This is a genomic window from Alcanivorax sp. 97CO-5 (genome assembly GCF_000524665.1).
Lineage (GTDB): Bacteria > Pseudomonadota > Gammaproteobacteria > Pseudomonadales > Alcanivoracaceae > Alcanivorax > Alcanivorax borkumensis.
Genome location: NZ_KI965877.1, coordinates 167,444 through 183,455, shown reverse-complemented (window position 1 = coordinate 183,455; position 16,012 = coordinate 167,444). Strand labels below are relative to the sequence as shown.

The 16,012-nt window shown below is 52.5% G+C and carries 11 protein-coding genes and 1 tRNA gene; 4 read left to right on the top strand and 8 right to left on the bottom strand.

What is annotated here, in order from left to right:
- The first annotated feature begins 12 nt into the window (after positions 1 to 12).
- The 4 genes from lon (at position 13) to Y017_RS00820 (ending at position 5,001) form a co-directional block, all read left to right on the top strand.
- Positions 13 to 2,409, top strand: coding sequence for an endopeptidase La (lon, locus tag Y017_RS00835; protein WP_011588495.1), 2,397 nt, complete (start codon positions 13 to 15; stop codon positions 2,407 to 2,409).
- Positions 2,410 to 2,592: 183 nt separating this feature from the next.
- Positions 2,593 to 2,865: an HU family DNA-binding protein gene (locus tag Y017_RS00830; protein ID WP_011588496.1), complete on the top strand. Its 273-nt coding sequence runs from the start codon at positions 2,593 to 2,595 to the stop codon at positions 2,863 to 2,865.
- A 10-nt stretch (positions 2,866 to 2,875) separates the two neighbouring features.
- Positions 2,876 to 2,952, top strand: a tRNA-Asp gene (locus tag Y017_RS00825).
- A 117-nt stretch (positions 2,953 to 3,069) separates the two neighbouring features.
- Positions 3,070 to 5,001 carry a SurA N-terminal domain-containing protein gene (locus tag Y017_RS00820; protein WP_035458285.1) on the top strand — a complete coding sequence of 644 codons (1,932 nt, stop codon included), beginning with the start codon at positions 3,070 to 3,072 and terminating at the stop codon, positions 4,999 to 5,001.
- 81 nt (positions 5,002 to 5,082) lie between these two features.
- Here Y017_RS00820 and Y017_RS00815 read toward each other — a convergent pair whose 3' ends face one another.
- The 8 genes from Y017_RS00815 to gloB all read right to left on the bottom strand — a co-directional run bounded on the left by Y017_RS00815 (position 5,083) and on the right by gloB (position 15,930).
- Positions 5,083 to 5,880, bottom strand: a complete 798-nt coding sequence (locus Y017_RS00815) for an enoyl-ACP reductase (RefSeq protein ID WP_035458284.1) — start codon at positions 5,878 to 5,880, stop codon at positions 5,083 to 5,085.
- 243 nt (positions 5,881 to 6,123) lie between these two features.
- The gene (locus Y017_RS00810; RefSeq protein WP_035458282.1) at positions 6,124 to 7,725 is read right to left on the bottom strand and encodes an ABC transporter ATP-binding protein; all 1,602 of its coding nucleotides are present in this window, start codon (positions 7,723 to 7,725) and stop codon (positions 6,124 to 6,126) included.
- Complete coding sequence (locus Y017_RS00805; protein ID WP_011588500.1) at positions 7,722 to 8,765, bottom strand: ABC transporter permease; 1,044 nt, start codon at positions 8,763 to 8,765, stop codon at positions 7,722 to 7,724. Before Y017_RS00805 ends, Y017_RS00810 begins: the two co-directional genes overlap by 4 nt.
- Positions 8,765 to 9,841 carry a microcin C ABC transporter permease YejB gene (locus Y017_RS00800; RefSeq protein WP_035458686.1) on the bottom strand — a complete coding sequence of 359 codons (1,077 nt, stop codon included), beginning with the start codon at positions 9,839 to 9,841 and terminating at the stop codon, positions 8,765 to 8,767. The genes Y017_RS00805 and Y017_RS00800 overlap by 1 nt, the downstream gene beginning before the upstream one ends.
- On the bottom strand, positions 9,841 to 11,646 hold the full coding sequence (locus Y017_RS00795; protein ID WP_035458279.1) for an extracellular solute-binding protein: 1,806 nt from the start codon (positions 11,644 to 11,646) through the stop codon (positions 9,841 to 9,843). Before Y017_RS00795 ends, Y017_RS00800 begins: the two co-directional genes overlap by 1 nt.
- 12 nt (positions 11,647 to 11,658) lie before the next feature.
- On the bottom strand, positions 11,659 to 13,491 hold the full coding sequence (locus Y017_RS00790) for an extracellular solute-binding protein (RefSeq protein WP_011588503.1): 1,833 nt from the start codon (positions 13,489 to 13,491) through the stop codon (positions 11,659 to 11,661).
- Positions 13,469 to 15,088, bottom strand: a complete 1,620-nt coding sequence (locus tag Y017_RS00785) for a LysM peptidoglycan-binding domain-containing protein (protein WP_011588504.1) — start codon at positions 15,086 to 15,088, stop codon at positions 13,469 to 13,471. The genes Y017_RS00790 and Y017_RS00785 overlap by 23 nt, the downstream gene beginning before the upstream one ends.
- Positions 15,089 to 15,156: 68 nt before the next feature.
- Positions 15,157 to 15,930, bottom strand: a complete 774-nt coding sequence (gloB, locus tag Y017_RS00780) for a hydroxyacylglutathione hydrolase (RefSeq protein WP_035458278.1) — start codon at positions 15,928 to 15,930, stop codon at positions 15,157 to 15,159.
- Positions 15,931 to 16,012: the final 82 nt, after the last annotated feature.

Sequence of the window (16,012 nt, the reverse complement as noted above, 5' to 3'; positions counted from 1 at the left end):
TAGAGGCAATACGTGCTGAAAGATATTCCGCTTTTACCGCTGCGTGATGTAGTAGTGTACCCGCACATGGTTATTCCGCTGTTTGTTGGCAGGGAAAAATCCATTGCGGCTCTCGAAGCTGCGATGGCCGCCGATAAGCAGATTATGCTGGTAGCCCAGCGTAATGCTTCCGATGACGATCCATCTGTGGATGACGTTTACCGGGTGGGCACTATTTCCACCATTCTTCAGTTGCTTAAATTGCCCGACGGGACGGTTAAGGTTTTGGTTGAAGGCGGTCAACGTGCGCATTTGGCCAAGGCCGAATTTGGCGACAATGGCGCAGTTGCGGATGTCCGCGAACTGGAAGAAGGATTGCCTGAAGAGAGCGAACAGGATGCGCTATCTCGTTCTTTGCAAGGTCAGTTTGAAGACTATGTGAAACTGTCAAAGAAAGTGGCTCCAGAGGTTACCGGCTCCGTTTCTTCTATTGATGAAGTTAGTCGCTTGGCCGATACCATTGCCGCCCATTTACAGCTCAAGCTTGAAGAAAAGCAAGATGTGTTGGAAATGGTAGACGTGCGAGAGCGCGTGGAGCATTTGATTGCGCTGATGGAATCAGACATCGATGTGCTGAAAGTAGAAAAGCGCATTCGTGGCCGCGTAAAGAAGCAGATGGAGAAAAGCCAGCGCGAGTACTATCTGAACGAACAGATGAAAGCCATCCAGAAAGAGTTAGGCGATCTGGAAGACGGTGGTAACGACCTAGACGATTTGGAAAAGAAAATTGACAGTGCGGGCATGCCTAAAGAAGCCCATGACAAGGCACTGGCTGAACTGAATAAACTTAAGATGATGTCACCCATGTCAGCGGAAGCCACGGTGGTACGCGGATACCTTGACTGGATGACGTCGGTGCCATGGAAAAAGCGCAGCCGAGTTCGTCATGATCTTAAATATGCGAAAGAGGTTTTGGACCGGGATCATTACGGTTTAGAAGATGTTAAAGACCGCGTGCTGGAATTTCTTGCAGTCCAAAGTCGGGTAGGCAAAGTGAAAGGGCCGGTGTTGTGTTTGGTCGGCCCGCCGGGTGTCGGCAAGACTTCGTTAGGACAATCCATTGCCAGTGCAACCAACCGAAAGTTTGTGCGCATGGCTCTGGGTGGCGTTCGAGATGAAGCTGAAATTCGTGGCCATCGCCGTACTTATATTGGCTCCCTACCTGGTAAGGTAATTCAGAAAATTTCTAAAGTGGGAGTGCGTAACCCGCTGTTTCTATTTGATGAAATAGACAAGATGGGCATGGATAGTCGTGGCGATCCAGCATCTGCTTTGTTGGAAGTGCTCGATCCAGAGCAGAATGATACGTTCAGCGATCATTACTTGGAAGTGGATTACAATCTGTCTGAAACGTTGTTTATCTGTACTTCTAATTCCATGAATATTCCAGCGCCACTGCTGGATCGCATGGAGGTGATTCGCCTTCCTGGTTACACAGAGGAAGAAAAGATCAATATTGCTTCGCAGTATCTGATTCCCAAGCAAATCAAAAACAACGGTTTGAAAAAAGGTGAGCTGCTTTTTGATGAAGCCGTGTTACGGTACATCGTGCGTCATTACAGCCGTGAAGCGGGTGTGCGTGGTCTCGAACGTGAGATCAGCAAGATCTGCCGCAAAGTAGTGAAGGAACATTTGCTAAGCGGCGAGGCCAAAACAGTCACCATGACCGAAGAGCTGCTTGAGCATTATCTTGGTGTGCGTAAGTTCAGTTTTGGTCGTGCTGAAGAGCAAGATCAGATCGGGCAGGTAACGGGACTGGCTTGGACATCCGTTGGTGGAGAGCTGCTCACTATTGAAAGCGTTTCTACACCGGGTAAAGGACGTGTGATTTCTACAGGCTCCCTTGGTGATGTGATGCAGGAATCTATTCAAGCTGCATGGACAGTGGTTAAAAGCCGCGCAAGCACCTTGGGTATTCGGCGCCGAGCCTTGGATCGTAACGATCTGCACATGCATGTCCCCGAAGGGGCAACGCCGAAAGACGGCCCCAGTGCGGGTGTGGGTATGTGCACGGCCATGGTGTCTGTGCTTACGGGCATTCCGGTACGTGCTGATGTGGCGATGACCGGTGAGATTACTCTGCGTGGGCAGGTGCTACCAATTGGCGGCCTCAAAGAGAAATTACTTGCTGCCCATCGTGGTGGAATTAAGACAGTATTGATTCCAGATGAGAATGAGCGGGACCTCAAAGAGATCCCCGATAATATCAAGGCGTCCTTGGATATTCGACCAGTAAAATGGATTGACCAGGTACTTGATGTGGCTCTAAGTCGTCAACCAAGCCCGCTTTCTGAAGCGGAATTGGAAGAAGATTTGGCGTTAGCAGATGAGAAAAACCAGGAAGGTAACAAGCGTCCTAGTACTCATTAATAGATCACTTTTGAACATTTTAAATAGTTGATCTGCAAGGTATTTTCAATACGTTTAACTTGGGTGAGATCGTACTTTTCCTTTCTTGACGCCCCTAGTACCCGTTGGTATAAAGGCGGCCTTGCATAAGGAGAGTGCATCCGCCTCGACCATAAAACCGGAAAATAGAGAAAGGGGAACTTTGTGAATAAATCAGAGTTGATTGATGCGATTGCCGCTAGCGCGGATATTTCCAAAGCCGACGCTGGTCGCGCTCTGGATTCTACTTTGGAAGCGGTAACTGGTGCCCTGAAAAATGGTGACAGCGTTTCTCTAGTAGGTTTTGGTACTTTTGCTGTTAAGCGTCGTGAAGCTCGCGATGGTCGTAACCCGCAAACAGGTCAGACTATCAAAATAGCTGCTGCCAACGTGCCGGGCTTCAAAGCGGGTAAAGCGCTGAAAGATGCGGTGAACTAAACTGTTTGCAGGAGCGGTAGTTCAGCTGGTTAGAATACCGGCCTGTCACGCCGGGGGTCGCGGGTTCGAGTCCCGTCCGCTCCGCCAGTTTGAGAAAGCGTACTCGTAGCGAGTACGCTTTTTTGCATTATAAGGGAACCCGCAGCGACTTGTCGGTTCTGAATAACAAGGTCCAATTACAGAATATCCTTACGGAGTAATTTCATGCAGGAGTTCAGACGGTTTGTCCGCGGTCCCGTGGGCAAGGTCCTGCTTGCCGCTATCATTCTTCCTTTCGTGATTTCCGGCTTTTATGGCTATTTTGTCGGAGGAAGTACTGGCGATGTGGTAGCTGAAGTTGAAGGTAGTAAGATCACTCGTGGCGTAGTCAATCAACGGGTTGAGCGGGTTCGTAACATGCTTCGCGAGCAGAGCCCGAACATGAACCCCGCCTTGCTAGATTCCTTTGTGCGTCCGGAAATGGTGTTGGATGGAATTGTTAACGAGCAATTGATCCTTTCAGCGGCTGAGCAATCAAATATGGTGTTCAGTGAAAAACAGGTTGCCGCCGATATTTACAAAGTGCCGTTATTTCAAGTAGACGGAAAGTTTTCTGAACAACGATTTGAACGTGAGCTGCGCGCCCGTGGCATGAATCCACAAACCTATGTTCAAGGCCTACGTCAGGACATGCTTAAAGAGCAGTTCCGTGCCGGTTTTATGCAGACGGATTTTTCGCTGCCCTTAGAATTGAACGAGCAGCGACGTTTGGGTGAACAGTCACGGGACATTCGCTATGTACAATTGGATATCGATTCTCTGCGCAAGCAATTCACCGTATCGGATGAAGACGTCAAAGCGTTTTACGACGACAATCAGGGTGAGTTCATGCGTCCTGAAGAATTCAAGGTTTCCTACGTTGAATTGTCCGCTGATAAGTACACAGATCAGGTCAGCGTGACTGACGAAGAGGTAAAGGCGGAATACGACGTTCGCAAATCCATTATGGAAGAAGCGGGCGCCGGTGACGCACGGCGTCATGTGTCGCATATCCTCATCGAATTGAATGATGATCGTGATCTTGATCAGGCAAAGGCCCGTGCCCGTGAAGCGGCTAAAGCCATTGCAGATGGTGCTTCTTTTGCGGACGTCGCTGCCCAATATTCCGATGATTTAGGCAGTGCCCAATCCGGTGGTGAGCTGGGCGTGGTATCTAAAGGAGCCTTGCCTGAAGAAATGGAAACAGCGATTGCAGAGTTGTCGCCTGGAACCGTTTCTGCTCCGGTGGTTACTGATGCAGGTGTGCACCTTATATTCGTAACGCAAGAAGACACTGCGACAGCGTTGCCGTCATTAGCCGATCTGTCTGATCAGATCCGTGCTGATTTGACTAAAGCCCGAGCAGAATCGTTGCTGAACGAGGATGTGTCGAAGCTTGAAGAGCTTCTTTATGAGCATCCAGACCTACAGAGTCCAGCTGAGCAAGTAGGTGTTTCCGTGGTGACGACTGATTGGATTGATCTTGCTGCTGCAAATGCACCGTTATCGTTGCCGCAAGTGCAACAGGCTCTTAATTCAGAGCAGGTTCGTCAGCAAGGCCATAACAGTGATTTAATTGAAGTGGATTCCACGCATTATATCGCTGTGCGTATTGCTGAAGATAAGCCTGCTGAGCCGATGCCCCTTGACGAGGTTTCTTTTGTCATTCGCGAGCGGTTGAAAGGTGAGCTAGCGATGGACAAAGTACAGCAACTGGCAAAAATGGCTGAGAAAACGATCGAGGAAGGTGGCAACCTGGAATCAGTGGCTACATTGTTTGATGTGGAAATCGCCGAACAGGAAGGCTTGCAACGTGGCGGCGCCGAACCCGCGATGGAAGTGGTAAATGGTGCCTTTAGTGCTCCTCGCGCTGCAGAAGGTGACGCTTCACCAGTCTCGATTACTCGTTTGGGCAATGGTTCAGTTGTTGCCTATCAGGTAACCAGTGTCGCAGACGGTAATGCAGAGCCGCTGAGTGCTGCCCAACAGCAGGCAGCTCTTATAGAGCTTGGCAACGTCGAAGGCCAACGAAACTTCCGTCAGGTGGTTGCTTTACTCCGTGATGAAGGTGATGTGGAACTGTATCCGTCTCGATTGAGTGCCAACCAGGGCGAATAATACTCTGAAAGTTCCGCCCACAAAAAAGCCCACCTAAGCGGTGGGCTTTTTTGTGGGCGTTAATAAGTAAGAAAGACGTTCTTAAAGCTCCAGTTCAAACGGCATAGACACAGTGCTCGCACCAGCATCAACGTAGGTGATTTCGCCGGTGATGCCGGAGGCCAAGTCTGAGCATAGGAAGGCAGCAGTATTGCCCACTTCCTCAATGGTTACGTTGCGGCGTAATGGTGCTTTGGCCGCATTGTAATCCAGCATGCTGCGAAATTTCTTAATGCCGGAGGCTGCAAGGGTACGGATAGGGCCGGCAGAGATGCCGTTTACCCGCACACCGTCTGGTCCCATGCTGGCGGCCAGGTAACGCACTGAGGCTTCCAGGCTGGCTTTGGCCATGCCCATCACGTTGTAGTTCGGTACAGACTGGCGCGCAGCATGGTAGGTAAGGGTGAGCAGGGCGCCATTACGGCCAGCCAACATGCTTTTTCCGGCCTTGGCCAGAGCTACGAAGCTATAGCTGGAAATGTCATGGGCAATCTGAAAACCCTCGCGGGTGGCTACATCGACAAAGTTACCATCCAGTTCGTTAGCGGGGGCGAAACCGACGGCGTGCACAATGCCGTCGAGGCCATCCCATTGTTTGCCGAGTTCAGAGAAAACGGCATCAATAGCCTCGTCGCTGGTGACATCACAGGGGAAACACAGGGCTTCACTGCTGCCATAGCGCTCTGCGGCTTTGAGTACGCGGCTTTTCAGCTTGTCATTCTGATAGGTGAAAGCTAAGTCAGCACCTTCGCGGTGCATGGCTTCAGCAATTCCGGTGGCAATGGAGCGGTCGCTGGCGACTCCGACAATCAGGTAACGTTTGCCTGCAAGAAATCCCATGTTCATCCTCGATATACTTTTGAGTCGAAAGTTGAAAGTTGAAAGTTAATAAGCACGATCTGGCTTGCTTGCTATCGGCATAAACCATTCCCGAGCCTGGAAGTAAACAGCTCTACTACCGCAAGGTTTACGATGAAGGTAGTCCAGATTGCCGCTAATGTGATCTGCGCTTTTAACTTTCAACTTTGAACTTGTCACTAATTATAGGCAATTAGTCCGGTTATTACGCCCGATCGAGGGCGATCAAAGTGCAACCGTCTGTTTCCTGCTGTTGGCAAAGGCCGCATCGATCAGCGTTTGGGTGTACGGTTGCTGTGGGTTTTCAAAAATGGCCTCAGTATCGCCCTGTTCCACGGTTTTGCCGTCTTTCATCACCAACACACGGTGACAAATAGCACGGATAACTTTCAGATCATGGCTGATAAACAGATAGCTGAGTCCCCGTCGCTGTTGTAGTGCCTTCAGCAATTCCAGTATCTGGTGCTGAACACTGCGATCCAGCGCTGAGGTGGGTTCGTCCAGCACCAGTAATGCAGGCTCCATGATGAGCGCACGGGCAATGGCAATGCGCTGGCGTTGCCCGCCAGAAAACTCATGGGGGTAACGGTGACGAACGGTAATGGGCAACCCGACCTCCTCGAGAATGCGGCAGACACGATTTTCCCGCTCTGTACTCGTCAGCTCTGGAGCGTGAACGGCCAAGCCTTCGGCGACGATTTGGCCTACTGTCATGCGCGGGTTGAGGCTGCCATAGGGGTCCTGGAATACCACTTGAAAATGGCTGCGCCATTGCCGTAATCCTGTGCGAGAGAGGGCGCGAATATCAGTGCCATTCATGTCAATGTCACCGTCACTCTTGATCAAGCGCAGTAAAGCCAGGGCCAGGGTCGATTTACCTGAGCCAGATTCACCAACGATACCCAGGGTTTCACCCTCGCGCAGGGTAAGATTGATGTGGTCTACCGCGTGTAGCAGGCTTGGTGGCGTGAATAGAGACTGGCGCTTGCCCTTGAAAGTGACGGCAATGTTGGTGGCACTCAGCAGCACGGGGGTGCCATCGGGCAATGGTTTCGCGCGCCCCTGTGGCTCCGCCTCGATAAGGTGACGGGTATAATCCTGTGTTGGTTGGCTTAATACCGTCTCGGTGGGGCCAGATTCCACACGCTTGCCGTTATGCATGACCACAATGTCCTCGGCAAAACGGCTGACTACACCTAAGTCGTGGCTGATCAATAGTATGGAAAGATTCAATTCTTTCTGTAAGCGTTTGATCAGATCGAGAATGGTTTCTTGTACCGTTACATCCAGGGCGGTGGTCGGTTCATCAGCGATGAGTATCTGAGGTTCATTAGCCAGCGCCATGGCGATCATGACCCTTTGCCGCTGGCCGCCGCTAAGTTGGTGCGGATAACGGCTCAGCATATCGGCTGTGGCGGGGAGCTCGACTTGCTCCAGCAACGACAGGCAGCGCTCACGGGCCCGCTGCTTGCTCATGCCCTGATGGACGAACAGGCTTTCGCTGATTTGCTTCTCTACCGTATGTAAGGGATTGAGGGCGGTCAGCGGTTCCTGGAAAATCATGCCGATACGGCCACCACGCAGTTTACGTTTCTGTTCGCGGTTGAGTGACTGTAGATCGGTGCCATCCAGCTGCAGGCTTTCTGCCTGCCACTGTGCGTTTTCCGGCAGCAGATCCATCACCGACAGGGCAGTGAGGGATTTTCCGGAACCAGACTCGCCCACCAGCGCCAGCATACGGCCGGGATGGAGTTCCAGCGACATGTCATCAACGGCAAGCTGACCGGCGAAACGAATACTCAGCCCTTCGATGCGTAACAGACTCATTGCAGAAACTTCCTTGTGTCGAACGCATCGCGAATGGCTTCACCGATAAATACCAGCAAAGTCAGCATCAACGTGAGAGTGGCGAAGACGCTGATGCCTAACCAGGGAGCATGCAGGTTGGCTTTTCCCTGGCCGACCAGTCGGCCCAGCGAAGGTGCATCTGGCGGCATGCCGAAGCCGATGAAATCAAGAGAGGTGAGGGTGACCACTGCGCTGTTGAGAATAAATGGCAGGAAAGTAATAGTGGCGACCATGGCATTGGGCAGCATATGCCGGAACATGATAACCGGAGTGCGAACGCCCATGGCGTGGGCGGCACGGACATAGTCCATGTTCCGGCAACGCAGAAACTCTGCCCGCACCAGATCCACCAGAGCCATCCAGGAAAATAGCAGCAGGATCACCAGCAGTGTCCAGAAACTGGGTACCACAAAGCTGGAAATGATGATGATCAGATACAGCGTGGGCATGCTCGACCAGATTTCCAGAAAACGCTGGCCGGCCAGATCCAGCCAGCCGCCATAGTAGCCTTGAATTGCCCCGACAATAATGCCGACGATGCTGGAAAGGATGGTCAATACCAACCCAAATAGGACAGAAATACGAAAGCCGTAAATCAAGCCTGCCAATACATCACGGCCTTGATCATCTGTGCCGAGCCAGTTTTCGGCTGATGGTGGGGCCGGTGCTGGCACCGCCAGATCATAATTGATGGTGTTATAGCTGTAGCGAACCGGTGGCCACAGCATCCAGCCCTTATCGTTAATCAGTTCTTTGACGACTGGGTCGCGATAATTGGTTTCCGATTCGAAAAAACCGCCAAAGGTGGTTTCCGGATAGGTATTGAAGACGGGAACGTAGAATTCGTTATCGTAGCTGACCAGTAGCGGCTTTTCGTTGGCAATCAGCTCGGCACCGAGGCTGATGACAAACAGGGTGACAAAAATCCATAGCGCCCAATAGCCGCGTTTGTTTGAACGAAACGCCTGCCACTGGCGTTGCCAGACCGGGTTGCGCGTGAGCGGGTTGCTAAAGGCCATTAGCTCTGCCTCCGCTCAAAATCAATGCGCGGGTCCACCCACATGTAGGTCAGGTCGCTGACCAATTTCAGCAATAAGCCAATCAGTGTGAAGATAAACAGGGTGCCAAACACCACCGGGTAGTCCCGGTTAATCACTGACTCGAAGCCGAGCAGGCCAAGGCCGTCGAGGGAAAAAATAAACTCGATAAGCAGTACCCCGGTGAAAAACATGCCCACAAAGGCCGCGGGGAAGCCGGCGATAATGATCAACATGGCGTTGCGAAAAACATGGCCGTACAACACCTGTTTTTCGCTTAGCCCTTTGGCTCGAGCGGTTTGCACGTACTGTTTGCGAATTTCATCCATGAAAGAATTTTTCGTCAGCATGGTCAGGGTGGCAAAACTGCCAGCGACGATCGCGAGGGTAGGTAAGGTGATATGCCACAGATAATCAGTCACTTTGCCAAACAGACTCAGTTGCTCAAAATTATCCGAGGTGAGGCCCCGCAGGGGGAACCATTCAAAGTAAGAACCGCCGGCAAACAGCACGATCAACAGGATACCAAGCAGGAAACTGGGAATGGCAAAACCGATGACAATGGCGGTGCTGCTCCAGATATCAAAACGTGATCCGTCTTTCACGGCTTTGCGAATGCCCAGGGGAATGGAAACCATATAGGCAATCAGGGTGCTCCACAGCCCCAGTGACAGCGATACCGGGATGCGCTCGACGATAAGTTCGGTTACTGAACGGTCACGGTAGTAGGATTCGCCGAAATCGAAGCTCAGGTAGCTTTTCACCATCAGCCAAAAACGTTCCGGCGCCGGTTTATCAAAGCCATAGAGTTTTTGAATTCGTTCTACCAGTTCCGGCGGAAGGCCTTTGGAACCTCGGTAGTCGCCACCACTACTGAGTGTATCCACGCTGCCACCCGCAAAACTGCCGCCAGCGCCCCCGCCAATGCCCTGCAATTCCGCCAGGGTTTTTTCCACTGGGCCACCGGGGGCTGCCTGCACCACCACAAAGTTCAGTAATAGAATGCCGAACAGGGTGGGGATGATGAGCAGCAAACGTTTGGCAATATAAAGTCGCATCATTGCGCGTTGCTATCCCACCAGGTGTCGATGGCACCATCAATGCCAACGTATTCAGGCAAGGGTGGGTGTTTCAGGCGGCTGCGATAAGATAGGCGATGGTGGTCCGCATACCAATTTGGGATCACATAGAAATTCCATTGCAGTACCCGATCCAGGGCACGGCTGGCGATAACCAACTGGTCGCGCGTGGTGGCGGTGACAATGGCATTAACCAATGTGTCCACGGCTGGATTCTGGATACCGATGATGTTGCGGCTGCTGGGGTCTTTGGCGGCTTTGCTGCCCCAATACTCCAGTTGCTCATTGCCCGGGGAGGAAGATTGGGCAAAGGAGCTGACCACCATGTCGAAGTTGAAGTTACGAATGCGCTCTACGTATTGGCTAGTGTCTACCTTGACTACCTGTGCATCAATGCCCAGTGCTTTCAGATTGCGAGCAAACGGCAGAAGAATGCGTTCAAATGCGGGCTGATGCAGCATTATCTGGAAGCTTACTGGCGCGCCGTTTGGGGTGTGCAATTGACCGTCGCTGATTTGGTAGCCTGCTTTTTTCAACAACGTTTGGGCTCGCGCCAGATTGGCTCGTGGGCGGCCGCTGCCATCACTTTTCGGCGGTTGGTAGCTTTCCGTGAAAACACGCTCGGGAATCTCGTCGCGTAGCGGTTCAAGTAGTTTCAATTCCGCTTCGGAGGGTAGGCCGGTGGCGGCCATATCAGAGTTCTGGAAATAACTGCGCGTGCGGTTGTACTGGCCATAAAACAAGTTGGCATTGGACCATTCGAAATCCAGTGCGTAGGTCATGGCCTCACGCAGAGCAATATCCTGAAATAGCGGATTGCGCAGGTTATAGACGATCCCCTGCATTCCTGCCGGGTTTGAGTGGGGAACCTCTTCCTTAACCAGCTGGCCCTCGTCAAAGGCTTTGCCCTTGTAGCTGGTGGCCCAGTTCTTTGAGCTGATCTCGAAGCGCCAATCATAATCGCCACGCTTGAATGCTTGCAGGGCAACGGTGTCATCCAGGAAATAATCGAAAGAAATCGTATCGAAGTTATTGCGGCCGCGGATGATGGGCAGGTCTTTGGCCCAGTAATCCTGGCGGCGTTGGTAGGTGATTTTTTTTCCAGTATCGACTTTACTGACGGCATAGGGGCCGGAGCCAATCGGTTTTTCCAGGCCGGCATTGGTAAAATCACGGGTTTCCCATACGTGCTTGGGTAGAACCGGCAGTTGGCCAATGATTAGGGCCAGTTCACGGTTATCACCGGGTTTGAAGTGGAAAGTCACGGTGTGTGGGTCATCGGCGGTAACGTGGTCGACGCCACTGTAATAAAAACTGTAGAAGGGCGCGCCGTCATTGATCAGTGTGTTAAAGGTCCACACCACATCGCTGGCCTGCACCGGCTTGCCGTCGCTGAAGGCGGCTTTCGGGTTCAGATGAAAGCGTACCCAGCTACGGTCGCTGGGCCATTCGATGGTTTTGGCCAATAAGCCATACTGGGTAAAGGGTTCGTCCTCGGCGCGGGCGGTAAGGGTGTCATAGACAAGGGAGCCTATACCGGCGGCGGCGGTGCCTTTAGGCACAAAAGGGTTGAGGCTGTCGAACGTACCGATGACGTGACGGCGTAATATTCCGCCTTTGGGCGCCTCCGGATTCACATAATCCAGGTGCTGAAAATTTGCCGAATATTTTGGGGTGCCATGCATGGCCATGGCGTGGCTGCGGTGAATATCGGCATGTGCCAGGCCGGAAAGAGCGCACAAACCCACCAATAGCCCTCGCAGCAGGCTGCGGTTAACGGCCATAAAGACTCCTTGTTATTGTTTAAACCACCAAGTGTCCAGACCCAGCCCATAGGGAATTGGTTCCGGCGGGCGGGCAAACTTGTCCCACCAGGCAATACGATGGTCGTTGATATAGTAGTTCAAGACCCCGTACTGCTGGTAGCGCAACATACGATCCAGCGCCTGCAAGCTAAGTCGGTAATCGGTTTCATTGTCCGTGCTGAGTGCATGCTCGACAAGAAAGTCCACCACCGGATTACGGATGCCAGCCAAGTTCCGGCTGCCGACGACCTTGGCGCTGGCCGACGCAAAATAGTCTTTCAGTTCCGGCCCCGGGTACGCCTGAACGGGAAGTACAAAAAGCACTACATCGTAATCGAAGGTGTCCAGGCGCTGCTTGTAGGCGGCAGGATCAATTTCACGGTATTGGGCCTCAATGCCCAGCCGTTTCAGATTACGAAACCAGGGCGCAAGAATGCGGTATATGCCGGGGTTGTGATAGTTCAAGACAGTGAACTGTAGCGGGCGGCCTTCGGCGTTAACCAGGGTTTGCCCATCCAGTTTCCAGCCGCTTTCTTTCAGCAGTGCCAGGGCTTCGCGCATTCGATTACGAATCTGCCCGCTACCATCGTTAATCGGCGCGCTGATGTCGGCGGTGAAGTAATCATCAGGGAGCTGTTCGATGAAGGGGCTGAGCAGGGCTTTTTCCGCGTCAGAAGCGGGTGTTGTTGCGCTGTATACACTGTTGGGGAACCAGCTTTGTGTGCGCTTATAGGCGCCGCTGAACAGGTTCTTGTTGGACCATTGAAAATCGAACAGCAAGTTGGCAGCACGTCGGACATTAATATCATTGAAGGGTGCGCGCCGGGTGTTAAAGAAGAAGGCTTGTACTGGACGGGGAATACGATGAGGGACGTTAGCCCGTTTTACTTTGCCTTCTTTCAGCGCCGAGAATTTGTAAGCCGTGGCCCAGTGCTTGGAACTGTAATCATAATGGACATCGTAGCCACCGGCTTTAAACGCTTCAAAACCCACATCAGCATCGCGGTAGAACTCGAACTCTACGGTGTCGAAATTATAACGGCCACGATTCACCGGTAAATCTTTGGCCCAGTAGTCTTTTACCCGGGTAAAGGTGACTTGCCGACCAGCCTTCACTTCAGTGACCTTGTAAGGCCCGCTAGACAGAGGTGGGGTCAGTGAGGCGCTGTCGAAATCATGCTGTTGCCAGTAGTGGCGGGGCAAAATGGGAATAGCTCCGGCTACTAAGGGCAAATCGCGACGGCCGCGATGAAAGGTAAATTTCACCGTTTGTGAATCGATCGCTTCAATGTTAGCAATGTCCGCCAGACGCAGAGCGAATTCCGGGTGGCCTTTCTCGCGCAGAATATTTACCGAGAACACCACATCGTCAGCCCGGATCGGGTGACCGTCATGGAACTGTGCTTCGTCACGAATATGGAAGATGCACCAGCTGCGATCCTCTGGATATTCCAGCCAGTCAGCAATCAAGCCGTAAGCTGCTCCAGCTTCATCGCCCAATGGATTATGGGGCTGGCTTCCCATCAACAGGCTGTCAGCAATTTCGGTGACCCCATACATTTGAATGCCTGGGGTGTCAGCAGGGCTTCGCCCTTTGAGAATGTAAGGGTTCAGGCTGTCGAAGGTCCCCTGGCCAAACAGGCGCAGGGTGCCACCTTTCGGAGCGCCGGGGTTAACGTAATTGAGATGCTGGAAATCGACGGGGTACTTGAGACTGCCGAATGGATGGTAACCGTGGCTACGGGTAGGCTCGGCGTGGCATATCACGCCGAGCAGTAGGCCCAGAAAGGCAAAAGTAAGTTTAGTGCGTTTGGCGAATATCAACGTAGAGTGTCAGCCGTTGCCCAGGTTGTATGTATTGATTGCTGGCTACACTGTTGTTCCAGCTTTTTATGTCGTTGACCGATACATTAAAGCGGTCAGCAATGGCATACAAGGAATCGCCGTTACGAATCGCATAGCGGACTTTGCGTACCATATTAGGATTGCTGGCAGCAGGCACGCTAGCGGGGCTGCCTGCCAGGCTGCCTTTGGTCCATACCGCCAAGCTCTGGCCCACACGCAGGTTGTCTTTAGGGGCTATTCCATTCCATTTTGCTAGCTCTGGTACGCCGACTTTATGGCGACGGGCAATTTCCCATAGGGTCTCACCGGATTGAACCGTGTAGTCGATCCGTTGGCGTCCTTTAGGGCGTTTCGATTGTGTTTTGGCCAGCCGTGTTTCAGCGCTAAGGCTATCATTACTGTTGGTGGAGGCGGGGCCGGGAATTAACAGGGTGCGGCCAGCAATAATGGTGTTGTTCTTGAGGTGGTTGATATTGCGCAGTACCTGGGGGGTGGTGCGGTACTGGCGTGCAATAGCGCCCAGATTATCACCGGGGCGAATTTGGTAACGGCCCCACTGCATGCGCTGATCCTTGGGGAGGTGGACCAGCTTGTTCCTGAATCGTTCGGCCCGATTGACCGGGACGAGCAAGCGGAAGGGGCCGTCGGGTGAGGTGGCCCAACGGTTATAGGACGGATTTAGCAGGTAAAGCTCTTCCACGGAAATGTCTGCTAGCCGTGCGGCCTGCGCCAAATCAATCTGGCCGCCTGTGTTAACTGTAATGAAGTAGGGTTCGTTGGCGATCGGGTGTAGGGGCACATTATAGGTGTCCGGGTCTCCTATAATTTGTGCGATTGCGAGCAGCTTAGGCACATAGGCAGTGGTTTCGCGCGGCAGATTCAGGTTCCAGAAGTCGGTGGGTTTCCCTGCTTCTTCATTGTGTCGGATAGCCCGGGAAATGGTGCCGCCACCGGCATTGTAAGAGGCTAGTGCCAGCAGCCAGTCACCGTCGAAACGGCTGGAAAGTTTTTGTAAGTAATCCAACGCAGCGTTGGTGGACTTAAGAATGTCGCGGCGTTGGTCTTCCCACCAAGTGCGCTGCATACCGAAATAATCGCCGGTGGAGGGAATGAATTGCCAAGGGCCAGCAGCACGGCCATGGGAATAGGCAAAGGGGTCGAAGGCACTTTCCACGATGGGTAGCAATGCCAACTCCAGTGGCATGTCACGAGCCTCAGCCTGTTCGATAATGTAGTGTAGGTAACGCTCAGAGCGCCTAGTGACACGAGTGAAGTATTGAGGATGGCGAGCGTACCATTCGCGCTGCACGCGAATGCGATCGTTTTCTATGTTCAGATCCAATCCGTAGCCGGCACGTAGTCGCGCCCATAGATCGTCATTATCTGTTGCCTGTATTGCCTGCTTATTTTTGTCGTCCACTGGGGCCGGTTCATCCATGCCGTTGCCCAATTTTAGGTCATCCACAGAGGGCTTAGCGGCCGGCATGGGAGGGAGATTTTCTAGGGAGTCATTGGTGGCACAGCCACCGAGAGCCCCCAAGCCAAATAAAAAGGCCAAAGGAATAATGTGTTTCATAATTATGAACAACGCTAAGAATTTGATGCATTCTGGCGTCGCAAAGACGATACGGCAAGGATGCGACGCTAAGCGTTATCCTTCCAGCGACGCAAGGCTGCAAAACACTGAATATCAGATTCTCCGCATCCGGGCTCATGGCGTTGACAGGACGCTTTCACCTCTTCGTTATCACTGCGTAAAAAGGGATTGGTGGCTTTCTCTTCGGCGAGGGTGGAAGGCAGCGTAATTTTACCTTTTTTACGCAGTTCGGTGACTGCTTGAAGGCGTGTTTGAACCGCTGAATCATTTGGGGTTACAGCGGCAGCGAATGTCAGGTTGGCCTGTGTGTATTCGTGAGCACAAAATACTAGAGTGGCTTCGGGCAGGGCAGCTAAGCGCTCAAGTGAATGGAACATCTGCGCTGCCGTTCCTTCGAATAGGCGGCCACAGCCCCCGGCAAATAGGGTGTCTCCGCTGAATAACCAACCGTGTGAGGCGTTAATGAAGGCGATGTGTCCGAGGGTGTGGCCTGGAACCTCCATGATGGTGAACGCTAGATCTGTACCCGCCGGGGTGATGGTATCGCCTTCGTGTAGAGGGTGGCTCATAGCCGGAATGGATTCCTTTGCGGGGCCGTAGACTGGGATGTCGCGGTGTTTGGTAAGCGCTGCGACACCGCCGACATGATCGGGGTGATGGTGTGTAATCAGCAGAGCGGATAGCGACAGGCCGTTCTCGCGCAAATAACGCTCTACAGGTTCTGCGTCACCGGGGTCGACCACCACACATTGATCTTGTTGGTGAAACGCCCAAATGTAGTTGTCATTGAAAGCAGGGATGGCGATAGGGCTGGCTGTCATGTGTGTTACGCTCCTGTTTACGTGCTATAGATTCTGCACGGGTTCGGTGCTTTATAAGCATGAATTAACATTCATGAATGAA